Origin of the sequence: Afipia massiliensis (assembly GCF_014203115.1) — a bacterium.
Lineage (GTDB): Bacteria > Pseudomonadota > Alphaproteobacteria > Rhizobiales > Xanthobacteraceae > Afipia > Afipia massiliensis.
Genome location: NZ_JACHIJ010000003.1, coordinates 742,973 through 767,718, shown reverse-complemented (window position 1 = coordinate 767,718; position 24,746 = coordinate 742,973). Strand labels below are relative to the sequence as shown.

18 protein-coding genes are annotated in these 24,746 nt (G+C 57.4%); 8 read left to right on the top strand and 10 right to left on the bottom strand.

The window, feature by feature from the left end; genetic code table 11:
- Window positions 1-49: 49 nt before the first annotated feature.
- The 4 genes from HNQ36_RS13300 to HNQ36_RS13285 all read right to left on the bottom strand — a co-directional run bounded on the left by HNQ36_RS13300 (window position 50) and on the right by HNQ36_RS13285 (window position 6,251).
- Window positions 50-2,488: a phospholipase D-like domain-containing protein gene (locus tag HNQ36_RS13300; RefSeq protein ID WP_184085750.1), complete on the bottom strand. Its 2,439-nt coding sequence runs from the start codon at window positions 2,486-2,488 to the stop codon at window positions 50-52.
- Window positions 2,485-4,071 carry a hypothetical protein gene (locus HNQ36_RS13295; protein ID WP_184085748.1) on the bottom strand — a complete coding sequence of 529 codons (1,587 nt, stop codon included), beginning with the start codon at window positions 4,069-4,071 and terminating at the stop codon, window positions 2,485-2,487. Before HNQ36_RS13295 ends, HNQ36_RS13300 begins: the two co-directional genes overlap by 4 nt.
- A 30-nt stretch (window positions 4,072-4,101) precedes the next feature.
- The gene (locus tag HNQ36_RS13290) at window positions 4,102-5,628 is read right to left on the bottom strand and encodes a Fic family protein (RefSeq protein ID WP_246395363.1); all 1,527 of its coding nucleotides are present in this window, start codon (window positions 5,626-5,628) and stop codon (window positions 4,102-4,104) included.
- Window positions 5,629-5,807: 179 nt separating this feature from the next.
- Window positions 5,808-6,251, bottom strand: a complete 444-nt coding sequence (locus HNQ36_RS13285; protein ID WP_184085746.1) for a hypothetical protein — start codon at window positions 6,249-6,251, stop codon at window positions 5,808-5,810.
- Window positions 6,252-6,752: 501 nt separating this feature from the next.
- Between HNQ36_RS13285 and HNQ36_RS13280 the strand changes: the two genes are divergently transcribed.
- The 6 genes from HNQ36_RS13280 (at window position 6,753) to HNQ36_RS13255 (ending at window position 16,971) form a co-directional block, all read left to right on the top strand.
- Entirely contained in the window at window positions 6,753-7,775 is a 1,023-nt protein-coding gene (locus tag HNQ36_RS13280) for an AAA family ATPase (protein ID WP_184085744.1), read from the top strand.
- A 145-nt stretch (window positions 7,776-7,920) separates the two neighbouring features.
- Window positions 7,921-10,329: a S8 family peptidase gene (locus HNQ36_RS13275; protein ID WP_184085742.1), complete on the top strand. Its 2,409-nt coding sequence runs from the start codon at window positions 7,921-7,923 to the stop codon at window positions 10,327-10,329.
- Between the two features lie 136 nt (window positions 10,330-10,465).
- A complete protein-coding gene (locus HNQ36_RS13270; RefSeq protein ID WP_184085740.1) occupies window positions 10,466-13,219 on the top strand; it encodes a class I SAM-dependent DNA methyltransferase in 2,754 nt (917 codons plus the stop codon).
- The gene (locus HNQ36_RS13265) at window positions 13,212-15,188 is read left to right on the top strand and encodes a DEAD/DEAH box helicase (RefSeq protein ID WP_184085738.1); all 1,977 of its coding nucleotides are present in this window, start codon (window positions 13,212-13,214) and stop codon (window positions 15,186-15,188) included. Before HNQ36_RS13270 ends, HNQ36_RS13265 begins: the two co-directional genes overlap by 8 nt.
- Window positions 15,189-15,195: 7 nt before the next feature.
- Complete coding sequence (locus HNQ36_RS13260) at window positions 15,196-16,356, top strand: GIY-YIG nuclease family protein (RefSeq protein WP_184085736.1); 1,161 nt, start codon at window positions 15,196-15,198, stop codon at window positions 16,354-16,356.
- A 57-nt stretch (window positions 16,357-16,413) separates the two neighbouring features.
- A complete protein-coding gene (locus HNQ36_RS13255) occupies window positions 16,414-16,971 on the top strand; it encodes a hypothetical protein (RefSeq protein ID WP_210312000.1) in 558 nt (185 codons plus the stop codon).
- Window positions 16,972-16,976: 5 nt separating this feature from the next.
- On the opposite strand, the gene HNQ36_RS13250 is transcribed toward HNQ36_RS13255, so the two are convergent.
- Complete coding sequence (locus tag HNQ36_RS13250) at window positions 16,977-18,362, bottom strand: relaxase/mobilization nuclease domain-containing protein (RefSeq protein WP_184085732.1); 1,386 nt, start codon at window positions 18,360-18,362, stop codon at window positions 16,977-16,979.
- Window positions 18,352-18,684: a plasmid mobilization protein gene (locus HNQ36_RS13245; protein WP_184085730.1), complete on the bottom strand. Its 333-nt coding sequence runs from the start codon at window positions 18,682-18,684 to the stop codon at window positions 18,352-18,354. Before HNQ36_RS13245 ends, HNQ36_RS13250 begins: the two co-directional genes overlap by 11 nt.
- A gap of 336 nt (window positions 18,685-19,020) precedes the next feature.
- Between HNQ36_RS13245 and HNQ36_RS13240 the strand changes: the two genes are divergently transcribed.
- Both HNQ36_RS13240 and HNQ36_RS13235 read left to right on the top strand, forming a co-directional pair.
- Window positions 19,021-21,882, top strand: a complete 2,862-nt coding sequence (locus tag HNQ36_RS13240) for a type IV secretory system conjugative DNA transfer family protein (protein WP_184085728.1) — start codon at window positions 19,021-19,023, stop codon at window positions 21,880-21,882.
- Window positions 21,883-21,924: 42 nt separating this feature from the next.
- Entirely contained in the window at window positions 21,925-22,218 is a 294-nt protein-coding gene (locus HNQ36_RS13235; RefSeq protein ID WP_184085726.1) for a hypothetical protein, read from the top strand.
- Between the two features lie 11 nt (window positions 22,219-22,229).
- Here the strand turns inward: HNQ36_RS13235 and HNQ36_RS13230 are convergent, their stop codons facing one another.
- The 4 genes from HNQ36_RS13230 to HNQ36_RS13215 form a co-directional block, all read right to left on the bottom strand.
- Window positions 22,230-22,877 carry a DNA methyltransferase gene (locus HNQ36_RS13230; protein WP_184085724.1) on the bottom strand — a complete coding sequence of 216 codons (648 nt, stop codon included), beginning with the start codon at window positions 22,875-22,877 and terminating at the stop codon, window positions 22,230-22,232.
- A 30-nt stretch (window positions 22,878-22,907) separates the two neighbouring features.
- Window positions 22,908-23,141: a hypothetical protein gene (locus HNQ36_RS13225; RefSeq protein ID WP_184085722.1), complete on the bottom strand. Its 234-nt coding sequence runs from the start codon at window positions 23,139-23,141 to the stop codon at window positions 22,908-22,910.
- Window positions 23,142-23,651: 510 nt separating this feature from the next.
- Complete coding sequence (locus HNQ36_RS13220; protein WP_184085720.1) at window positions 23,652-24,197, bottom strand: zincin-like metallopeptidase domain-containing protein; 546 nt, start codon at window positions 24,195-24,197, stop codon at window positions 23,652-23,654.
- A 262-nt stretch (window positions 24,198-24,459) separates the two neighbouring features.
- On the bottom strand, window positions 24,460-24,726 hold the full coding sequence (locus tag HNQ36_RS13215) for a hypothetical protein (RefSeq protein WP_184085718.1): 267 nt from the start codon (window positions 24,724-24,726) through the stop codon (window positions 24,460-24,462).
- Between the last annotated feature and the right edge of the window lie 20 nt (window positions 24,727-24,746).

Below are 24,746 nucleotides of genomic sequence, written 5' to 3'. Positions count from 1 at the left end.
GCGGACATCGGGGAGGCACTGTTCATCCGAAAGCGATCTTCGCCTCTCATCAAATCGCGGCTTTCACAGACGCTCTATGTGCTTCGGCGACTGACCCAACTCCCATCGCCGGACCGTAAACCGCGCTCATGCGATCCATGATGTCGAGCACTGTTTCGCCGAGAAGTTCGGCCTCGGACGGCAGCGTCAACTGATACAGCGCGACTATGTATGGCCGGAGGTATTTCTCCATATGCTGACGCTGTGCAGCCGACACCGGTGCGGCAAAGCAGGCCTGTGCACACCAATAACACGTTGCCCAGCACTCCAGCAGATCGACCGGCACCTGGCCATTGATATTCTGAAAGTAGAGTTGCCGGAGCGGCGAGTTCGCTCCGTGGATCAGCGCGAAGATAAGACGCCCGACGATATCAGTCCAACCGTTGCGACTATCCTCAGCCGCCAGAACCTTGTCCGGCGGGAGCCGCTTCACCGCTTTGCCGTCCGCCGAATAGGCGGCCTGGCAGATGATCATTAGCATCAGGCGGACACGCAGCATTTCGATCGTATCAATGCTTCCAGTCTCCTGCTTCTCCTTGAGACGCATCTGGAATTGGGAAACCGCCTTAAGCAGCCGATCGCGCTCCGCTCGGCGGCTGCGGCGTCGCGCTAGCTCGATTTCGTCCAGGGATGGCGTTGGCTCTGCCGTCGCGCCGCCCGCGTGTGATGTGCTGCCGGAATCGGGAACGACCTCGTCAGGCGCTTCATCATTTTGAGTGAGATCGTGAACGCCGGCGTCTTCATCTTCTACCTCCAGAACCGCCTCTCCTGCGCCGCCCAGCAGCCGGTTCAAAACGCTTCGAACGCTGAAATGCGAGCTGCCAGCCAGTGTGGTGTGGTGGCTCTTCCCCGACTGTGCGCCGGCGTCCTGCCGGGAGTTCAAGAACTCTTCATAGGTCAAGACGTTGTATGTTCCGCCCGCATCCTTAGCCTCGCGGTGTGCGCGCGGTACAAATGCGGCGCTCTCCCCGCCCTGGTCGGCCTGATCCAGCCGCCGTAGCAGGTCAAAGATTTCCAGCGTCTGCAATGAAGCGACGGAGGTGTCCTCCAAGCCGGTCAGCGCCTGCTCCAATTGGCGAAGTCCTCGCTCACGCGAAGCGATTTGGATGTCCTGCGGATAGGTAATGATAGCGGGCGAAGACCATTGCTCATCCGGTCGCTTCGCTCTTGCGAAGACCGGCGCAGCATCCGGCGGCAGTGCGCTCACGCGATATCTCCGCACAGGGCCATCACTCTGGAGCAGTACAAGGTCGACAATAATCTCTTCGCCCCTCTGATCTTGCAGGGTCAGATCGCACGCGACCTTCGCGTAGTTGAGCGATGGACGCCAGCTGAGTTGATCGCCAAGAATTTGAAACGCGCCGGGATGGGCTGAGGCAAGCCGCTCAAGTTCGAGCTCGTCTTCGGGAAGCTCACGTTTGGGAATATCTGCAACCGAAAGCGGCTCGCTTGAAAACACTTCCGTCAGATCAAGCTCGGTCAGCGCCGAACCGGGCGGAAGCCGGCGATAAAGAGACGCCTCCGCATTGATACCGGGTATGCCGCCCGCCCCGAGCGCCGCCAGCGTGCAATTTGCGCTGCCAAACAGGACGTGATCCGCGCTTGCGCCCTGGGCGATAATCACCTTGGCGTGGATGAACCGCGATTTGAATGCCTTGCCGCGATCAAAGAGGCGTAACATCGGCGAAAGCGTAGGCGGCAGCGGCGGGAACGCGGTCACTTCCTTGTCGACCAACACGGAAACCTCAGCCGGCTTCCACGCTGACGTTAGATGCTGAAGCGCGGCGAGTTGCTCATCCCAATATGGACTGATGATAATCAGGCGATGGATGGGTTCATGGACAAGACCGACAAGGCGATCGGCCAACGTCTCGTCCGCGCCGCTCGCGAGGAAAGCCGCCAGCGTTTTGTCGGCCAGCGAGACGGCTCCCAGGGCGGGCTCCGTCTCGGAGAGCCAAGGGGTACGCCGCCGCATAAATTCCAGCTGCGCCTCCACCGTTGGGTCGCCATGGTCAAGATGACGAAGCAGATAATCAAACGCCTGGCGCAGAATCTCTCGCTCACCGCTCGGCTCGGCCGTTGCTCGCAATTCGCTGACAATTTCGAGATTGCCTGCGATCCCGCTGGCCGTGAGATTGGCCGACCCGATGAGCAGTCGCCCTTTTTGACGCCCAAGTTGAATAAGCAGTTTTGGATGGAAGACGCCGCCTGCGCGTTCGCCCTGCGCGCCTGAGACCGAATAGAGACGCCCGGCGTAACGTGGTAGCCGGAAGGCCCCGTCAAGGGAGGCCGTCACCATCCGGCTGTCGCAGAGCAGCATATTGTTGCGGCACCCCGTGCCGCGAAGCCTGGAGAGGACAATCGTTTCGTAGGCATCGAAATCGACGTTGAAGGTCGAAGCGATGCTGGAGTGATAACCTCCTTCAGAATATTTCTCGTAGAGCTTCATGCGGCGGCTAAGGCCTCAACGCCGTGAGATGTAAGACCTTGTCCTCCAAGGATATGGATGTCCTTCAGGAATGTGATCGCCGGCTGAAGCCGAGGATTGGTATAGACAGGCCCATCCTGCTTGCGCCTTCGCAACCGGCCATTCTGCGATTCGATGAGGAAAGTGTAGTCCTTCTGCTGGCGCAGCTTGCGCATCGCCACGGCAAGATGGCGGCGGATCACACGCTCCTCGACCAGCCGGGCGATTAGCTCCCAAAAATCGTGGCTCTCATATCGCCGCAGGAATGCACGCTCGCTCAGCAAGGAGTGGAATGCGTCATTGGTAAACGGCCCCAGCTCCGCTTCAAGCGGCCAGGACTCCTTAAGGCTGCGCTTGTGCAAGGCCGCCAAGAGCCGAACGGCCTTAAACGCCGTTTCACCGTCTACAAAGCCGTTAGCGCGACGCGCCGTTCGCATAATATCGTCCGCCAGCGACCACTCGCTGTCCGGCTGTGCTCGGTCGCCTGCGTTGTCTGCGAGCTCAATTCCGTCAAGCAACAATCGCCAGTTCTGCGGAGCCGCGCCGGAAGCCTCCCGCATATCAGCAACAAGTCGTTCCAGCAGCTGCCGCGGAGGAATTCCCGCCGGTTCCGCGCCCAGAGCATCAAGGACAAATCGCAAAAGCGCTTCGAGGGCGACATGGCAAAGATCGTTGGCCTGATAGATGCGCCACCGTTCGCAGTGCGCGATCAAAGCCGCATCGCCAAGTTCGAGCGGATATCCGTCCTGGGTTTGTCCTGCATAAAGCGCCCAACGGAGTTCCTCCGCATCTGGAGGGCTGCCCAGTATTTCCGCGACCTTGAGCACAAGGAGCAGCGTCTGCGTCCTAAATGAATCTGGCGCATCCCCATCGGCAGATTTTCTAAACAGCACGCGCTGATAGACATTCCGCTCCGCGCTGCCAAAGGCGATTTGCGACGGTGCAAACGGACTCAATGCGTCCAGTTCGGTAAGCGTCACAAGCCCGCGTGCATGCACGTCTTTGAAAATTTGAGCCGCTTCGCCCATGGCAAATTCGAAGCCATCGGCGAGCGCCATACCCGACTCCTTGCTGGGAAGCGGGATCCCGTGGCCGTCGCCACGCGAAAGAATACCGATCTCATACAACTGGCTTTGATAGGCCAGCCCAAAGACGCCCCAGCTCTGGGCAAAATAATGATCATCCGATCCCGGCGCAGCGGCTGCGCCGAAGTCGATCGGAATCGACCCGCCGCCCGTCTTCGCCGCCGTCACTGCGCGTATGGCCCACACCGTTCCCGCGACACCGAGCTCGCCGCCGGCCTGATTCGCGATCAGGGCGTAGAGGGCTTCCGCGCGGCGGAGGAACACGCGCCAGACCTCCGGATCCGTGCTGCCATTCGTTTGCAGATAGTGGCGCACGAGCCATGGATAGAGACCGTAATAGCGCATGCGCAGAGTGACGTTGCCAATGCCGGGGATGAGGCGCTGATAGAGGGCCACGCTGCTGTTCTGCATGCCGAGCGGGTCGAGCCCCCCTTTATCGGCGTAGTATGTCCATTCGGGTATGTTTAGAGTATCGCCCACCGTCTCCCCATTTTATTCTTTGGTCATCCGCTACCCAAACGAAGATCGATACAGCTCTTCTATCTGCGCGATCTCGTCCGCAGTCAGCTCTGCGAACTCATTCTCCTGCGCGCGCTTTGACAGCTTTCCATCGTTCTGCCGAAGGAAGCCGAAGAGATTATTGAGTGTGCGCTCGGGCATGTCGATCATGTTCTCGATGCCCGCGCGGAAAGCGTCGAAGCTTCGGAGGAAGTTGGTTTCGTTGGGAAGATCCTGCTCGATGGTCTGACGGACGCATTCATACATGAACTCGGCATGTAGCGTCGCGTCGAAGAACCGATAGAAATCGCCCGTATCATTCAAGACCTTCACATTGCCCTTCTGCGTGGCCTCCCATTGAACGCACGGAAGCAGCCTGCTGGAATAGCTCTCCAGCACGCCCTTATATTCGGTGATCCTGTCGAGGATGGCCGATGACACAGGGAAATGCAGCCCCGGCGGATTGAAGCCGCGGCGGGCGAGGACGTGATGCATCAAATAACGATGAATGCGCCCGTTGCCGTCTTCGAACGGATGGATATAGACAAAGCCGAACGCCAGTACCGCCGCAGCAACAACGGGATCGAGATCGTTCTCCGCGCCATGGTCGAACGCGATGAGGCCCTTCATAAGCGAGGGAATGTCTTCGTGCCGCGCGCTGATATGATCGGGTATTGGCCGCTGTGTATCGCGGTCATGCTCGCCGACAAAGCCGCCCTCCTTCCGGAATCCCATCTTCACGAAACGCTCGTCGCCAATAACGATGCCCTGCAAGCGCAGGAATTCCTGTTCGTCGAGCGGCGCCCGGCCCGCTTCGCCGATCGCGCGGCCCCATCGCTGAATGCGGTCCTGGGGCGGCCGCTCTCCCTCGATCACGTAACTCGACTTTGAATCCTTCAGCAGAAGGAACGCGGCCGTTCGCGCGAGTAAATCCTTCGGGACTTCGCTAACGACGGCGCGCGCGCGCTCCTTCCAGTCCTGCGCAATGAACTCATTTAGCGCGGGCGTCTTGAACACCAGTGGGCAGAATTCCGGCGTGCCGGGAAGGTTGTTGCGGACACGGTGCCGGGCCGAGTTCTGGCCCGCCCCGCCGAACTGAAGATCAGTATCGACAGCATCCACATACGAGACCTTATCCGCAGATGGCAGCTGCAACTCGCGGCCAAGCAGCCATTCGTATAAAAACCAGATGCGGCGCGTGTAGAGGCCGGTCGGCTTCTGGCGAACGAGTTCGGCGATCTCGCTTTCCTTCACGGCAAGGAATAGCCGCTTCAGAACGGCAAGATCCAGCCCCTCGTACTTGAGGGCGAATGTCAGGTGTCCTTCAAGAGAAGCATCGGGCGCATGACGCGGCGTGTAGATGCGCCAGCCATCCCGCTCGATAATGCGGTGCTTGGAGCCAATCGCGCACAGAATCCGGGGAACCGGAACGGGCAGCTTGTAAGCGCCAATAAGCGCGGCATAGCCAGCCGGAGCGGCTGTTTCCGACAGCCGCCGGTCATGAAAAACGCTCACCGGACCTGAAAATTGCACGCTCAACTAAAATTTCCCGAAAAACACTCTCCAGCTTCTGAATTTCCTTCACCTAGGGCTGGAACGCCGAAATTCAATTGTACCTCGTGAAAAATAATCTCTCAATCTAAATTTCATGAAAATTATTCACCAACGTAAGGCTTTGGCATTGTTACTATTTTACCGCCGTTCCTCGGAGCGTTTCGTCACGCGAGGGTCGTCGACATGCCCCAGCTACGTATCGGCCACGAGCCGTCGCGCGCTTCCTCGATAGTGAAGTGAAAATCTTTCAATCGCTTTGCTTCCAACATTCTCAACATGTCCGAAAATTGGCTGCGTGTAACTTCGAGCGACAGGCTGAGGGATGGTGAGTGATCAACACTGAACAGAGAACCTGCGTCGGGAAACTCTGTCTTCATCGGCGTTGGCGTCATGATCATGATGAGGCCCGGCCAAGTGAAGCGCGGCTCCGGCATCGTGAGAAGGGCTGGCATGATCATATAGGTAAACTCGACCGACTGACGCGGCGGCCCGGGTTGAACCTCCTGTCCGAAGTTTACAGTGCAGCTGCCGAGTATTTCGCCCTGCCAATGACCGGGCTTAATTTCGGGAAAAACCAGCTTCTCTTTTTTCGTTCGAGAGGACAGCATCGAGACTTTTCACGGTGCAGCTAGGCCAGCCAGATAAGTTTGGCGTTTGTTCAATTTGAGGGCAATTAGGAAACGACGACGGAAGATGGAGTCACCCTTCCCGACGATTTCTATCGCAACCTTTGACATATTGCGACGCGCTGCAAGCGTTCGACTAAATATCATGGGTACAACAAAGTCTCCGCTCTTCATGAAGTCATGATTTTATGATATTTGGTTAGGTAGCATCGAACAGAGTGTTGTGAATTCAATCATGGCGACGGCGAAACGATCAATAGGGAATGGACGAAAGCTGCGGACCACTGCCGTTGGACCTTCTGCGAAAGAAGTCCCGTTACAAGTTATGGTCCCAGAGTCTGTACGTCGGCAGGTAGCGTTAATGTGCGCTGACCGAGGCGAGAACATTCGGACGATGGTGCTTCGCGGGCTCCGATCTGTCGGAATTCAGGTTTCTGAATCCGAATTGACCGACCGCCGTGGCCGTCGCCGGAAGGACTAACGATGGCTCGAAGTGACTTGCTCATAAATCTAGTTAAGGCTGGCGTAAACGGCGACACGGGTACATTCCGTCGCACCGTAGATGCCATTGTTGCCGAAGAGCGCGGCAAGCAGCACAACGTCTTAGCCGACCAGATCGAACGCGTTGTTAAGACGACAAACGGCAATGCACTGATAACCGCTCCTCGTCCGGCGTCCGAAGGAAGTCAGCGAGCGAAGGATTTCATTTCTGAGATTATGCCACGGCGAAAGCTGATTGATCTCACTTTGCCGGAAACAACACAACTTGCAACCCGGCAACTGATTGAAGAACAGCAACGCGCAAGCCTGCTCCGGTCGCACTCACTCGAACCCAGGCACCGCGTTCTGCTTGTTGGTCCACCGGGCAACGGAAAAACAACATTGGCCGAAGCCATCGCGGAAAGCCTGGCAGTTCCGTTATGGGTGGTTCGATATGAGGGAATGATTGGGAGCTTCCTTGGCGAAACTGCTTCGCGCCTCAAGCGAGTCTTTGAGTACGCGCGCACAACGCCATGCGTATTGTTCTTTGATGAATTTGACGCCGTCGGCAAAGAGCGCGGTGATAAACACGAGACCGGCGAAATCAAACGCGTTGTAACCTCGCTTTTGATGCAAATAGATGAGCTGCCTAGCTATGTTGTCGTGATCGCCGCGACCAACCATTCAGAATTGCTCGACCGGGCAGTCTGGCGGCGCTTCCAGCTCCGGTTGCCGTTACCGGCGCCGACGCAAAAGCAACTGACCCAGTTTGTGCAATCGCTTGCCGAAAAGGCCGAGTTGAATCTTGGCGTGTCTGCTGCACAAATAACAAAGAGCCTTGGTCGTGTAAGCTATGCCGAGGCCGAAGAATTCCTGCTCAACATTATGCGGCGGGTAATTCTTACTCAGGGGGAACGACCTTCCGGCGAAATCGTACGAGAGCAGTTGAAGTTGTGGACCGCTCGCGCACGTAGCGCAAAGGAAGGCACGGGGGAAGAAAAGAGTGCCGGAACGTCCACTTCTTAATTTACCAGCCCCAACTGCAATTGCCGCTCCGCCAAAACACGGCGGAGGCGCAGCTATATCCCGGCCCTCCCGAGACCGGCAACGCGAGCGCATTGACCCCCGATTTGAGCGCCTCTCAGCTGTAGCTGAGACACCAGCGCAACTGATGGCTCTGCGTGACGACCCCGCGTCAATCGCGCCGGAGCGCGCGATTGTATTTGAGGTTGAAGGTTCGCTTAAGGATTTCTACGACCAAGCGCGTAGCATAGGTCTCGAATATCTCGGCGACTTCGAAGAGGAATTCGACCCGAGCGATGATTTCTTTATCGAAGAAAAACCCGACCAAAAGCTTGCCGGACGCATCTATTTGGCGATGCCCGATGTACAGGCCCTGCGTGAACTTCTCAGTCTTTGGGAGCGCTACAAGCAGAATCAGCGAATGCCAAAAGGCCGTTCGGAATGGCGGGTGCTGTTTTCGCAGCTCATTGACGTAAGGCCGTGGGGGCCACAAGATAGAATCACGTCGGACGCTATCGCGGCGTGGGAAACCGATCTTGCTCGCGATCCGGATGCGCTTGTCAGACTGGAGGCCGAACTCTGGTATCATGAGAACGCGGAAAAGCGGGCGCAAGCTTTTCAGGCGCTCGAACGCGACATTGTCGGGGCCGGTGGCCAAGTCGTGCATCATGCCGTTATTCCCGAAATCCACTATGACGCCGTCTTGATCGATCTGCCCGGCGCTTCTGTTCGCACACTGATTGATAATCCTGCGGTCAGTCTCGCCCGCGCTGATGAAGTTATGTTCCTGCGCCCTCAATCAGTCGCGCGATACCCGAGCGCGACCGAGTTTACCGGCGGAGACAGCGCCGCAGTCGCCGCCGACGCGAACCGAGCCGACCCCATCGCGGCGCTGCTGGATGGCTTGCCAATTCAAAATCACGTCCGGCTTGCGGGCAGACTCGACGTTGACGATCCTGAAGGGCTTGATGCCATTTATCCCGTCGCGCGCCGCGAGCACGGGACAGAGATGGCTTCACTCATCATTCATGGTGACTTGAACGCGGGCGAGCCGCCTCTTTCGCGGCGGCTGTATGTACGGCCTGTCATGAGGCCGAATGCAAACGGTGATGAAAGAACACCGCCTGACAGGCTGCTTGTCGACGTAATTCACCAGGCCGTTAGAAGGATTAAGGAAGGTGATGGTGCGCAGCCAGCCGTTGCGCCAGGCGTCGTGGTCATAAACCTTTCCCTCGGGGATGAAACGCGACCCTACGCCCGAACAATGAGTCCGCTAGGAAGGCTCCTTGACTATCTCTCAAACCGTTACCGAGTTCTGTTTTTAGTCAGCGCGGGAAACATTCTCGACCGTCTGCCTGTCGCCGCCTTCGATACGTCCATCGCATTTGAAGCGGCGACTCCTGCCGAGCGCGAGCGGGCAATTCTTGACGCGCTTAATAGCAACAAGAGTCAGCGTACATTGCTGTCCCCAGCGGAGTCATTAAATGCACTCACTATTGGTGCCGCGCATTCCGGTTCGGCCTTCAACGGCAATCTCCCCAACGGACGTACCGACCCTTTCACGGATGAAGAGCTGCCAAACATCGTCTCTGCGATGGGGCTGGGCTTTAAAAAGATAGTGAAGCCGGAGCTTCTGTTCTCAGGAGGAAGAGCGCCCGTCAGGGTAGTCGCCTCTGGCGGAGGCATTGTTATTGCGCCGGTAACTGCCGGTGTTCATATGTTCGGGCTGAAAGCAGCTCGCCCTTCACCGCAGCTTGACGGCACTCGGTACGAGGACTTCACTTTTGGAACAAGCGTTGCTACTGCGCTTGCCACACGTGGCGCACATAGAATTCACGATGTTCTGACGGATGGTGACGGCGGGTCAAACCACACCGATATCGATGCTGCCGATATGCCTCTTGTCCTCAAAGCGCTTCTTGTTCACGGCGCACAATGGGGGGTGAAAGGTGAAATGCTCGATGGCACCTTCCAGCCGCAGGGAAATGGCTCTCATTTTAGCCGACGCGACGATATTGCACGGCTTCTCGGCTATGGCGTTCCGAACATAGACCGTGTCCTAGATTGCACTGAGAATCGCGCGACGCTCCTTGGTGTTGGTTCGATCGCACCCGAAAGCAGTCTCCTCTATCGCGTCCCGCTGCCCGACGGGCTTGATGGCGTGCGCGCACTGCGCGCCATAACTATTACGCTTGCGTGGTTCTCGCCGGTTAATCCTCGCCATCAGGGATACAGGATGGCGGCACTCGACATAGCCTCCGGCAGCGATCAGAAATTTTGGATCGCGCCTCAGCGCGCCCTTCAACCCACAGACAAAGCGACAGCTCGGGGAACGGTGTTTCACGAGCGGCGAACCGGTGAATCAGCTTCGGTATTTGTTGATGACGGCCACCTGTTGCTTCGCCTGACCTGCCGTGCTCCCTCCGGGACCCTTGCGGATAACGTCCCTTATGCGCTTGCGATTAGCATGGAAGTCGGGGTCGAGGCAGGTATTCCCGTTTACAACCAGGTTCGCGCGAAAATCGCACAGCCTGTACCCGCTGCAGTTAGAACGTAATGAATAATGAAAGCAACTAACCAATGAAGGACGCTCAAAAGCGATATTGCATCACTCTATACACCCTCATTGGCAGGCTGAGAGAAATTCGTGACGCGCGTGAGCTGGTCCTTTCCGCTGGGGTGAAAGGTCGCGCATGAACATTGCCGAAATAGAAATTCAGCTGAGTGATCTGGTCGAACAGCCGTTTAATGCGGACGAATTCGTATATCGATTGCTAGAAATCTATAACGCCCCAAAGGCCACGCTGACAAAGCTGCGGAAGGGTACGCAGAATAAAGGCGAGCGGCCAGGCGATCTCCTCTGGGCGCGCAAAATTTACTTCCGGCCCACTGCGAAGGGCCAGGTCGCGCAGACGCTCGATGGCTTGAAAGATCTGAAGGCAACAAAATCACAGAAGCCTCGCTTCTTGTTTGCAACTGATGGACAGGAAGTTTCAACGCTCGATCTCAAGACCGACGAAACGCTGCATTTCGATTTCGCAGAGCTCAACGACCACTTTGATTTTTTTCTCCCTCTTGCTGGCATCGATAAATACGAGGCCGTTAAGGAAAACCCCGCCGATATTAAGGCGACGGGCCGTCTTGCGAAGTTTCACGACGAGATCGTGCGCTACAATCCGGACTGGACCACGGATGAGAAGCGGCACGCGTTAAACCAATTCATGACCCGCATCCTCTTCTGCATGTTCGCAGAAGATACGGGCAGCTTTGCCAGAGACCTATTCGTCAAGACGATTACAGAATTTGGCGGCGACGACGGCGAACATCTGCAATCCTTGCTCAGGCAGATATTCGATGTGATGAATGTCGCAGATAGCCAGCGCGGCAGTGTCCCCGCTCATGTTAAAGCATTTCCCTACGTCAATGGCGGCCTCTTCGCCGAGTCATCAGATATTCCGGCGTTCAACAGACGCGCCAGACGCATTCTGATTGAGGCAGCGCAACTCGACTGGCGCGAGATCAACCCCGATATCTTTGGTTCCATGATTCAAGCCATTGTGCATCCCGATATGCGCGGCGACCTTGGCATGCATTACACATCCGTGCCTAACATCATGAAGGTGTTGCAACCGTTATTCCTGACGTCGCTTGAGGAAGAATTCGCAGAGGCTCACCGTCACCGCGAAGAGCGTTCACGGCTAACCAAGCTACTCGCGCGAATTTCAAAGATACGCGTGTTCGATCCGGCGTGCGGCTCAGGAAACTTTCTCATTATTGCCTATCGCGAGCTTCGCACACTTGAAATGCGGGTATTCAAGCGGCTCGAAGAGCTTGACGAAGGCCAGCGGTCTCATCGCTGGACTAGCGTGAAGCTCTCCAATTTCTACGGTATAGAACTTGCCGACTTCGCCGCCGAGACGGCAAAGCTCTCGCTTTGGATTTCCGAATATCAGATGAACCAGCGGTTCAAAGATATGTTCGGCGAAGCTCCGCCGAATTTTCCTCTCCATGAGGGTGGTAGCATCGTCTGCGGCAACGCGCTATCCCTCAACTGGACGGACGCGTGTCCACCTACGGTGAACACGCCAAAAAGCACTGCAGCCATACCTGCGCATATTGCATTGGCAACTGATGTACACACTGAAACCTACATCGTGGGTAATCCGCCATATCAAGGTGCTCGCAAACAAACTCCATCTCAAAAACTGGACCTGGAGACTCTGTTTTCTGGGCACGCAGACTTTAAGGATGCTGACTACGTTATAGGCTGGTTCATCAAAGCAGGTGAATATCTGAGCTCCGTGAACGCGCAATTCGCCTTTGTTACAACGAACTCTGTGTCACAAGGAGAGCAAGTTGGTTACATTTGGCGTCGTCTCTTTGAACGAAACCTTGAAATCGCGTTCGCCCACACGTCCTTCAATTGGTCCAATAGCGCCCGAGAAAATGCAGGAGTTCATTGCGTTATCATCGGCGTTAGGCATCGAGGCGGCAAGGTCGTCAAACGGATCAACGACGGGTTCACTCAACGAGTTGTCAAAAATATTTCCCCTTACTTGATCGAAGGGGACGACATCTTCGCTAGCCCAATGAAAGTCCCCATCTCACCCCAGCTACCAAAAATGGTCTCAGGAAACATGCCACGAGATGGAGGCCACCTTTTATTGAGTTCTGAAGAAGCGACCCAGCTGATTCGACAATTTGAAGACTCTAAGCCACTGATCCGAAAGTTGATGGGGACGCAAGAATTCACGCTCGGCGAAGAGCGGTGGTGTCTTTGGATTGAGGACAAGGATTTCGCCTTAGCCTGCTCGATTCCACCGATAAAGGAGCGAATTGAAAAGGTCCGACAGTTTCGATCTGCATCATCGGCCAAGACAACGCAAGCTTACGCTTCGATTCCCTACAAATTTGCACAGCGTTGCCACAAGGATATTGATGCGATCATTGTTCCAAAATTGACAACCGACGCCAGAGGTTTTGTTACGCCAGGTTTTCTCGATGGAAGCGTGATCGTAACCGATCTTGCCTTTGCTATATTTGATGCTCAACCGTTCGTGTTCAGCATCTTATGCTCATCTTTACATGCGGCATGGGCAAGAACCGTCTCTGGACGGTTTCGTGTCGGCATCCGCTATTCTTCAAATATTTCATACAACACATTCCCGGCCCCTGAGCTTACAGGAACGCAGATTTCGGCGCTGGACGAGCTTGCTTGGGCAATCATTAGCGCCAGAGATCAGTACCCCGGCAAGACAATCGCTTGGCTCTACGATCCGGATACCATGCCCAAGCGTCTGCTGGATGCGCATCGCTCACTCGATGAAACGCTTGAAAAGATTTATATTGGGCGGCCGTTTAAGAGTGATACGGAGCGCCTAGAACATCTGTTCAAACTGTATGCGGAGATGACCGCTGACAAAGTGAAAGAGGCCGCCAATGCCTGATTTTGTTCACGTAACCTATGGGCAAACCGGCGAGAGCCAGAAGCAAAACGAAATGGGCATGCGCGCGATGCAAGCGCGGGCATATTCCGAACGCGGTTCTCAGTATCTTCTCGTGAAAGCCCCTCCCGCTTCCGGTAAATCGCGGGCGCTGATGTTCATCGGCCTCGATAAGCTTCAGAATCAGGGGGTCCGTAAGGTAATCGTCGCGGTTCCTGAACGCTCGATCGGGGCGTCATTCAGGCCGATGAAACTGAAGGATCACGGGTTCTTTCGAGATTGGGAAATCGACGATCAATGGAATCTATGTACTCCCGGAGATGAGGGCAAAGTCGCTAAATTTCAAGCCTTCATGGATAGCGAAGCCGAAGTAATGGTCTGTACTCACGCTACGTTGCGATTTGCTTACGACAAAATCGGAGCGGAGCCGTTCGCCAATTGCCTTCTCGCTGTTGACGAATTTCATCACGCTTCGGCCGATGCGGATAGCCGTCTCGGCGAGGTTGTGCGCGGGTTGATGGCCGATGGCCGCGCCCATATTGTTGCAATGACCGGAAGCTACTTCCGTGGCGACAGCATTCCTGTGCTGCGACCTGAAGACGAAGAAAAATTCACGCGTATCAGCTACACATACTATGAGCAGCTCAACGGCTACACATATCTCAAGAGCCTCGGTATCGGCTACCATTTTTATCGCGGGCGCTATCTCGATGCGATCACGGAAGTGCTCGATCCCGGCAAAAAGACAATCATCCATATTCCGAGTGTAAACGCTGCCGAGAGCACCAAAGAAAAATACGTGGAAGTTGACCGCATTCTCGACCACCTCGGTGAAGTGATCGACACTGACAAGGATACTGGTCTCCATTTCGTTCGGCACAAGAGCGGGAAAGTTCTCAAGGTCGCCGACCTCGTTGAAGATGATGCCAAGACGCGCGACCGCGTGATGGAAACGCTGCGAAACATTTCAAGCCCCGATGATGTCGATATTATCATCGCGCTTGGGATGGCCAAGGAAGGGTTTGACTGGACGTATTGCGAGCATGCGTTGACTGTCGGCTATCGCGGCTCGCTTACGGAGATCATCCAGATTATCGGAAGAGCGACACGAGACAGTCCAGGCAAGCCTCACGCACAGTTTACGAATCTCATCGCTGAACCCGATGCCAGCGCTGACAATGTTGCCGACGCTGTAAATAACATGCTGAAGGCGATAGCCGCTTCGCTGCTGATGGAGCAGGTGCTTGCGCCCAATTTTAAATTTAAGACCAGGGCATCCGATGATGATATAGACGGCGCATCCAAGATCGTCGATATCGACTACACGCAGAGTGAAACAACGATTGCTATAAAGGGATTCGCGGAACCGAGCACAGCGCGCGTCCGTCAAATTCTTGAAAGTGATCTCGTCGACCTCACGGCCTCGGTGATGCAGGACGACCGTGTACTTCGTGCCGCCATGAATCCGGAAGAGATTCCGCCGGAGGTCGTCACTCAGGTCTACGTTCCAAAAGTGATCGAAACCAAGTATCCCGACCTGTCGCCGCAGGAAGTCGAGGAGGTGCGTCAGCACGTGGTCGCCAATGCCGCCTTTAAGGCAACCAGCAATGGCGGTCTGCCGGAACTGAACAACAACCTCATCAAAATGGCTGGCAAGTTCATCAATGTGAAAGACCTCGATATTGATCTCATTGACAGCATCAACCCCTTCCAGCTGGCCTACGAGATAATGTCCAAGTCCGTGGATGCCGAGGTTCTCAAGCGCATCCACGGCGCTATCATCTCCAAACGCATTCAGATGTCGGAAGAGGAAGCGACGGTGCTTTACCCTCGCATCAAGGAATTCAAGCAGACCCATGGGCGCGAGCCTAGCCTCGTTGCGCAAAATCCAATGGAACGGCGTCTTGCGGAAGCGCTCGAATGGCTACGCAATAAGAAACGCGAGCGCATGCGCGCCGAGCAATCAGCCTGAGGCTGCAATGACACGCCAGACACTTGACGAAATTCTTTCAGACGATAGTGACCTTCTTGATGTCAAGGCAACGAACCATGCCGCATCCACAGAACATCAGCGTGTGATCGACAGTTTGGAGGAGATCAACCGATTCATCGACCGATTTAATAGAAAGCCTGGCGAAACCGACAGGCCATCCGTCTCCGAGCGTGGACTTCAGATAAAACTCAACGGCCTCCGGAACGATCTATCTTTGCGCGACATACTGGTGCCACATGACCGGCACGGGCTTCTGCCTGCTGACGCGCCCATTATTCCCCAAACGCTGAACGAGATTCTTGATGATGACGACCTCCTTTCTACACCGCAGGACGTTATCTTCGATCTAGTTCACGTTCGTCCACCTACGGCGCGGCCAGATGAGGTTGCCGAACGGCAAGTCTGCAAGGATTTTGAGATATTCAAGCCTCTCTTCGAACAATGCGTCCGCGAGCTGAGTGAAGGCAAGCGGAAGGCTATAACATTCGCCAACGAGCAAGAAATTGAAGCTGGAGAGTTCTTCATCCTCAACGGCGTCATGGTCTACGTCGCCGACGTAGGTGAGACGCATATTCGCAATGGCAAGAAGAACGCGCGCCTTCGCCTGATCTTCGACAATGGGACGGAAGGCAACAATCTGCTCCGGTCGCTCGCGACAGAACTTTACAAAGATCCCAACGGGCGACGCGTAACTTCGACGAGCATGGGGCCGCTATTTGAGGACCGGCCCCAGGAGGGCGATACTCAGACCGGCATGATCTATGTGGTAAAGAGCCTTTCGACTGATCCTGAAATCCGCAAGCTCGATGGTCTGCTTCACAAGATCGGCTTCACCTCGGGCAAGATGGAAATCCGCATCCAGAACGCGAAAGATGACCCGACATTCTTGATGGCTGGCGTCCATCCGGTTGCAACCTACACGCTGTACAACATCGACCGGGTAAAGCTTGAAAACCTCCTCCATACATTCTTTGCAGAGGTGCGGCTGAACCTTGAAATCACAGACCGCCTTGGCAAGAAGATTAAGCCACGCGAATGGTTCTTGGTACCCCCGGCAGCTATTTCAGAAGCTGTAACACGTTTAAAGGACGGCTCTATCGTCGGATACCGGTATGATGCCGCCAGCGCGACACTCGTGCTTCTCTGAAGATTTTCAAAGTGACTGACTGGACTCTGGGAGCATGACGCTCTTACATTCCCGGTTATGCCGGATTTCTTGCTCGATCATCTACTGCTGACAAGAGCCTACCGGTTCTGCCGGTCGCTGCTCGTTGCGCTTGCCGCACTCTATGTCGCGATGGTCACCGTGAACGGGATGCAGTACAGGAGCATAAGTCCCGGCCTCATCGGCTTCACCCTGCGATCACTGAAGGCCGACGTGATCGACGCCCTCTCCGTTCAATCCTACAAGCTGCTCGGTTTTGGTATCGGCAACGGCGCGCGCCCGACGCGGTACGCGCTGATCTGCGAAGAGAAGGGCTATGCGAGTGAGACTGAGCTTGCGAAAGCAGAACGGCTCGTGCGGCAGCAACTCGATTTCAAGGGCGGCATCACATATAACAGCATGATGGCTGCGATTGCGAACGGCAAAGAGCAACCGGTCATCATCCTTCCAAGATATGGGGGAATAGGCGTGGCGCGTTCCTGCCCCGTCAGCCTCTACCAGAAACAAGAATGCACCTGCGAGGGAAGGTACAACGCAACGGAACGCGCGCGGATACCGGCGAGCGCGTTGTTCGGTCCGCCAAAGCCTGTCGAGTAAACCGACTATTTCGGCGGCTTCTTATTGCGTTCACGCCCTGCGTCCTTGCCGATGTCATTGGCGTTATCCCGAAACTGATCTTTGCTCTTGTCTCCCACTCCTTTCTCCTGCGCCTTTCGGAATCTGTCGGCGAGCGAGGGCGAAGCCTTTTCCTTCGGCGTGATAGGTGTGGTCACATCGCGCTTCGTTTCGGTGAGCTCGTGCCGCAGTTTGCCACGCTGCTCCTTGCGGAAAATCTCCTTGTCACGGCCTTCCTTTAACTCCCGGGCCTCCGCTTGGCTCTCCTTGGATTGCTTCATCTGCAATTCATGCCGCTCGCGCTCCTGCTTCTTATGCAGCTCTGTAAGATCGCGCTCATGCTTGCGCCTTATCGGGATGATAAGCTTGTCGGCGCGTTCTTTGAGCTTGCGGGCGAAGAACAGGCGCTCCTTCTTTTGCTTCAGCTCCAGCTTTTCCTTTTGTGCTTTTGACCCTACGAGCGCTGACGCGGCTCCCTTCAGCATGTCCTTGCGCCCGCCTCTGCCCGCCTTGCGATAATTCTCTCCATAGGTGCGGATATCGAACCGCACCCGGCTCCAGGCATTGCGCTGCGCATCCGTAAATCTGCGGCGTTCCTGACGCTGAATCGCATAAAGATCGCGCCAGTCGGCCCGCGTCGCGTCTAGGAAGCGCTTGCGCTGTTCTGTCACGAGCCGGTCGCGATCGATGCGGAGCCGGTCGCGATCGCCCTGGTGCTTTGCGCCGAGCCGCTCGCCTTCGCGAACACGTCTGTCACTGCGCCGGTGCGCGCGCTCCATCCGCCAGCGCTGAAATTCAGCGGCCTTCTGGCTGCTCCAGTCCTTCACGAACTCGCCGTTGCGGCGGCGCTCGTTGTTCAGGGCGCGTTGCTCGCACCTGATCTGCCCCTGCTTACGCTCGAACGCTTCCGCCCAGGTGGAGAGCTTCAGATGATCCATCTTGAGCTTTGCTGCAATGCCGGTCTCGGGATTGACCCGGTTGACGATGACATGGATGTGGGGATGCGGCTCGTCGTTATGGCCGACGAGCAGCGCTTCATGGCCCTCAAGCCCGAGCGCTTTCAGCGTCTCCTGCGCCGCATCGATCATTTCTTCTTGTGACGGCTCTTCGCCCGGAGCCCATGACAGGCTGTAGCAGTATACGGGGTCCGCGAGCTTGCGGCCCCTTGTGCTGCCGCCAGCCCGCGCCTTGATCTCGGACTGATGCATGGCGGTATACGCCATGAGCCTGATCGCTTTGTCCGCGTCCCGGGTCGGCAGGTTGACGGTATGGGTGAAGGCGACGCGTTCGCTGGTTTCCGCCTTCTTGTCGTGAAGGTAATAAAGGCCCGCGCCGACGAAGCTTCGGCCTTTCCCGGCGACCTTAGGAACCATCGGCAATCCCCAGCACGATGGCTTCGACGACGGCTGCCGCCCTTGCGAGCTCCGGGGGAATCAGACCTGTTGCATGAAGCTTATGGACGGCCTGGTTGAGATTGATGCCGATCCGGCGCAACTGGTCATAGACTTCGGGGTCGAGGCTTCGCGTCTTCTTTACGACCACTGCCCCGGACAGCAGCATGCGTCGGGTATAGTCCGAAACGGACATATTCGCCTGCTGCGCCGCCTTACGAATGCGAAGGTATTCGGCGGCGCGAAGGCGGCAGCGCAGCATCTCACTGAGCTGGTCATCGCGGCCTTTGCGGGGCCGGGCCATGGTTCGCTCCCTTGCGCGTGCGCCCGCGTAAGTAAGGGCGCTTCGAAGCAATGAACTACGCTGTCACCGGGCCGCGCCGGACTTTTCCGTGGTTCAGCGGCGGAACGCTGACAAGATCAAATCGTTTTTTGGCAGGAAGACCTCCGCGCCAGCGGAAAGGTTTTTGTGCCACAAAAACATATCTTGCTACTCTGCGACTTCTTCCTCTTTCCCGCAATACCACCTTCTGTGCTGCTGCTTTTGCTAATGGCTGAACCCTCCAGCGCTCTTCGATTGTCTCTTACCGGGTCCGCCTTTCCTGACTAGGATTTGGTATTTCCGCCCGGGGCTCATTTCATGCGCTGGACTGTGGGGCTGCCGATAAACCTTGCCGGGGTCTTGTTTGTTCATGCCGTCCTGACCTTTGCGCTCGGTTTTTGCTATGAGACCTATCTCCTCCTGACGGACGGTCCCGCCGCCATGTTCCCGGGGCCTCCCTCGGACGTGTTCTGGCTGCTACCGGCCTGGCTCTCCTATCCCCTCATGATCGCCATGTTGCTCGTGGCGGCGATCGTCGGCTGGCCGCTCGGCAATGACTTCAAGGTGTGGCTATCGCGGGGAACGCGGCGCATCAGAAGAAGGATGGAAGCCGAAGGCTTCGGCAAGGGCGGCTCGTCGGCCTTCGCGACCATCGTCGAGGAATGGGGTTATCGATATAAGCACGGCGACCTCCTGCTTGGCCGCTCCTTGCAGGAACTCTGGTGGCGCGTCGGCCTCCGCGACGACAGGGGCATGCTCACCATCGCCGGAAGCCGCACGGGCAAGGGCCGCTGCGCGATCATCCCGAATCTTCTGACCTGGCCCGGTTCCGCTCTTGTCATCGACCCGAAAGGAACGAATGCCGCCGTCACTGCGGCGCGGCGCGGCAAGGGCGGCGGGCGCGTTACCGAATTCCTCGGGCAGGAGGTGCATGTCGTCGACCCGTTCGGCATCGTGAAGGGGACGCAAACCTCGCGCTTCAATCCCTTCTCGGGCCTCGATCCGTACTCCCCCGAATTCGCGGAAGAAGTCGGGCTTCTCGCGGACGCGCTCGTGGTGCAGGAGCGCGACGGCGAGGCGTCGCACTGGGACGAAGGCGTCAAGCTTTTGCTCGCCGGCCTGATCGCCTTTCTCGTCATTGGCGGTCGCGCCAATCCTACGCTCTATGACATCCGTCAGTCGCTCACGCTGCCGGAAGACAAATTCGAGAAGCTGCTCGCCGTCATGCTGAAGATCGGCGGCATCCCGGCAGCGGCGGCGGGGCTTCTTATCAACGCCGGCCGCAACGAACGCGGCAGCTTTCTGACGACGGCGCTGCGCAACACGCAGTGGCTGGAGAGCGCGGTCATGGGTAACGTCCTGTCCGCGTCGGATTTCGACGTGCGCGATCTCAAGCGCAAGAACATGACCGTCTATATCGTTTTGCCGCCGAGCTATCTTGAAGAACACAAGCGCTTCATGCGCATGTTCGTCAATCTCGCGATTCGCGGCATGTCGGCCGGGGAAAAGCCGAAACATCCCGTGCTGTTCCTTCTCGATGAGTTCTACAGTCTCGGGCGACTGAGCCTGATGGAGAAAGCCGCAGGCCTTATGTCGGGTTACGGCATGAAGCTCTGGCCGATCGTGCAAAATCTCGGCCAGCTCCAGCATCTTTACCCTTATAACTGGGAGACGTTCTTCGCGAATTCCGGCGCGGTGCAGGTGTTCGGCATGAACGACAGAACGACCGGCGAATATCTGGTGTCCCGGCTCGGCAGCGCCGTGCGCACGGAGCAGGTGGGGAATACGCTGCAGCGTGTCGTCAGCCAGCTCCGCGAAGTGAATGAGGCCGAGCGCGAGGTGTCGCGCGAATCCGGAAGGCAGATCGTCTTTCGCAGCGGCGCGTTGCCGATGCTGCTCTCCCGCATCAGTTATGACCTCACTTTCCCGGAAACCTGGTTCAATCCCGACCCTGACTTTCCGGTGCCGCAGCGCCGCCGTCTCAGCCTGCCAAAACTTCCCCGGCTGAATTGGCCGCAGCTGCAGCGCGCTCCCAGGCAAATCGCCAATATCGATCCGCGCTTTCTTCCGCCTTCGCCGTTCCGGTATGTCGGTCCATCCGGCGAGCAGCTGAAACCAGCGGAGATTGCCATCGAACGGGAGAAAGCGCCGGAGGCTTCCCAGCCAGAAACCGCTCAGGCAGCCCTGCCGCAAGTGCAGCAGGCTTTTACGCCGCCTGCGGGCATCTTTGATGAACTCAAAGATCCCAATCCGTTCGAGCAGCTCGATGCGCTGGTCGGCCTGACGAAGGTCAAGGCCCGCGTCGCTCAACTGATCGATCACGCAGAGTACAATACGGCGCGCGTGCGCGAAGGGCTGAAACCGATCGAGACATCGCATCATCTCGTCTTCGCGGGCAATCCCGGCACCGGCAAGACAACGGTCGCGCGCATCGTCGCCGCGATCTACCGCGAACTCGGCATCCTCAAAAAAGGCCACCTTGTCGAGGCCGATCGCTCGGCCCTTGTCGGCAAATATATCGGCCACACCGGCCCTCTGGTGGAGGCGAAAGTGAACGAGGCGCTTGATGGCGTTCTCTTTATCGACGAGGCTTACACGCTCGCGCCCGAGGATTCCGGCAGTGACTACGGTCCGGAAGCCATCGCCACGCTCTTAAAGCTCATGGAAGACAACCGCCACCGCCTCGTGGTCATCGCCGCCGGGTATACGAAAGAGATGGATCGTTTTCTTGACTCGAACCCGGGCCTGCGCTCGCGCTTTGCGAACACGATCGTGTTCGACGACCATGGCCCGGAGGAGCTGACACAGATTGTCATGGACCTTTTTGCAAGCCATGAGTTTACGGCTTCGGAAGAAACGCGCGACAAAGTTTTTCTTTTGATGATGCGGCTGTGGGCGGGCAAGGGACCGCATTTCGGCAATGCGCGAACAAGCCGAAATATTTATGAAGAATGCGTGCGCAACCTGATGTCACGGACAAGTACACACGACAGGCCCACGCGCGAGCAGCTGACGGAAGTCCTCCCGGAGGACGTGCCGGATGTTCAGCCAAAGGACGGCGACGATAGCGGCGGCGGCCTCGACCAGGAGCGCGGCGCACCGCGCTCCCATGCATCGAAGAGCGAAGGAAAAGCCAAGGGTAGCTCCCGTGGCAAGGGCGGCGGGGCTGCGCGGCAGTAATGGAAACTCGCGCTGATAGGGGCCAATCTGCTATAATGCAGTATGGGGCTCCGCAAGGGCAAAGGCCGGAAAGCCGCGCCGCCGAAGAACGAACTTCCCGCGCTCAAGGTCAGGCTGCGCGGCAAGGATAACAGCGCGCTTTCGATTCAGCAGCTCGGCGAAGGCCTGCTCGAAGCCGCGCAGGTTCTCAAGCAGTATGAGGACGGCTACCGGATAAAGTCCGCGACCATCTATCTCACCATGATCGACGAGCACGGTACGCCCGTATGCATCAACAAGACGAACGAGCTCACCATCTACCCCTATCAATCGGCCGCCGACGAGCACGGCGTCTGAAGGCTGGTCCTTCACCAGCAGAGCGTTCTGCGAAAGGACGTTTCGTAGTGACGCCGGTCGAGCTCGATGCCGACATACTGCCTGCCGGTCTTGCGCGCGGCGACAAGCGTCGAGCCGGAGCCGCAGAACGGGTCGAGGACAACGCCGTCCGGCCTGCAGAACGATTCGATCAGAGGCGTCAGCGCCGAAACCGGCTTCTGCGTCGGATGAAGGCGGTTGCCGGTATATTGCCAATCAATAACATCCGGAATCGGACTGGACGGAAGCTCCGGGCGGCCCCTGGCGAGCACATACGCCTGTTCGTGCTGATACCGCACGTATCCTGCGGAGGAAGAATATCGTTTGCGAAACACGATATGGCCGATTGGCCGGAAACCGGCCTCGCGCCAGGCTGAGAGGAAAAGCTCGGCTTTTGGCCAGCCGTAGAAGCTGACGCAAACGCTGTCCGGCTTCAAAACCCGGTAGATTTGACTGAACGCGGGCTGCAGCCACTCGGCGCGATCGTCGTTCCGGACGGAACGCCCGTCGCGGGAGCGGTACTGCACAAGATATGGCGGGTCGGTAAGCGCCATGTCGATACTCGATGCGGCCATCCCGCCCATGACGTTGATGCAATCTCCGTGAATGACACGGTTTGCTTTTCCAGGCTGTGTTTCCATTTTCATTTCCATCGGAAGAAAGAAAGGCGCTTACGCGCCTTTCTCCTCGTCTTCGGATGGGGTGCGGAGAACGACGCGGCCGCCCGCCACCGGAAGGAGATCGAGCTGAAGGGTGAGCCCTTTGCCGTCTTCGTGATCCCAGGCTGCGCCGATGCGGGTCCAGAAGGATTTTTCTTCCGACACCTGTTCGACGTGGTAGGCGATCAATGAAGGCGCCTTCGTTTCGCGGGATTTGTTGCCGTTCTTTTTGAAGTTACGTGCCATGATTTGCTCCTTTGCTGAATGTTCGACACGCCAAACCTCGGACGGGGCGGCAAAGCGCCCGGATCACTGCTTTTGAAAGGGAGGGGCATCGCCCGGCTGCACAAGCGGCACGCGCGGAAGCCGGGGACACCGTTGAAAAACCCGGAGGGCCTGGCATTGAACCGGAAGCGCGCCCTGTCAGGTCATGGCGTATAGAGTCGAAGCATTCTGCAATTTAAGGAGCAATTCATGACAGCACGCGGGTTCAATGGATGAGAACGGCAACCCGCGAAGCGACGCGCCTTCTTATGGAGTGATTGCCTGCCCCGTCGCGGAAGAAAGAGCGTTCGCCCGGACCCGCTGATTGACCGGCCCAGCCTCACGAAGGCGGCAAACGCGAACCCTGAAGCCCGCATGGACTTTACGGACCATCGCGGGCGCACGCGACGTTCTTTGCGCGCCGAGGAAGCCGCGAGGCATCATAAAGGCCGCAAGCGCCCGATGATCTTCTCCGCCTCAGCCGGTCTGATACTAACGCCTTTGCGCGGCGCGCAGGTACAGGACAGCTTCCTCGGCCAAGCCGGCAGCGTCCATGAGGCCCGGGACCGGCGTGCCTTTCGCGTGCAAAGCCTGGGAGAAGCTTTCAATATAAGAGGCCGCATACGGGAGTATGCCGGGCGTAACGCCGAACTCCGCGCACAGAAACGCCGCGCCGAACTCAGCGACCAGTTCTTCCATCGCATATTCCTGCGTGCCGCTCAGTTCTTCCCATGCGCGATCAAGGCGGCCTTTCGCGCCGCTCCAGTGGATGAGTTCGTGAAACGAGGTCTTGAGCGCGAGGGCTTCATCCTTCTGCCGCTCTATCCGTGGCAGCGTAACGGTATCGCTGCGGATGCAGTAATGCGGCGCGCCGCGATAGCGGAGCCTTGCTCCGGTCCCCTCGATCAGGGCTGCCGCCTCGTCCAGCACTGCCGGATGCACAAGCCTGCGGCATGGCGCATAACGATAAAGCCTGACGCCCTTCTCGATGTGGCAGGTAATCTGCCTGAATACCAACTGATATAACGTGCTTTCCAATTACGACCTTCCTTTCAAAAATAACTTTTACGGTTGCGCATTGCAACCGGACTAGGCCAGCGCCGATGAGCGGGGGTCGAGCTGTCAAGGGCCGCCGCGGGCGGCTTGCGTCAGCCCTTGACAGCTCAGGGGATGCAATCCCCGCTTTCTTCTTTCCTGCGCGAGGGATCGTCACCGGACGGCCGAAACCCGCCGGTTGCGGGGTTCGGGGCCGCGAGGCCTAGAGCCCGGCCCCGCCTCGCGGGGACGCGCCCGTTCCTCTTCACCAGTGCCGCAAATGAAGCTGCTCTTTGTGATCGGCCTGCCTGTCGAGCCAGTCCTCCACAAGCGAGAGCGGGCCGCCGAGCCTCTCGACCGTGGCCGCCTGCGTGTAAACCGAGCGGTAGCCGGTATCCGTCACCGGCAGCGGCGAGCGGCACATGGATTCGATTTCAAGATGCGCGAAGCACGCGCTCCAGTGCGGGCAGTAACGCACCTCGATTTCAAGGCCGCGCCATTCAAGGCGATAGTGCTGATAGCGTTTCTCCATGATCAATCCTCCTTCAAGAG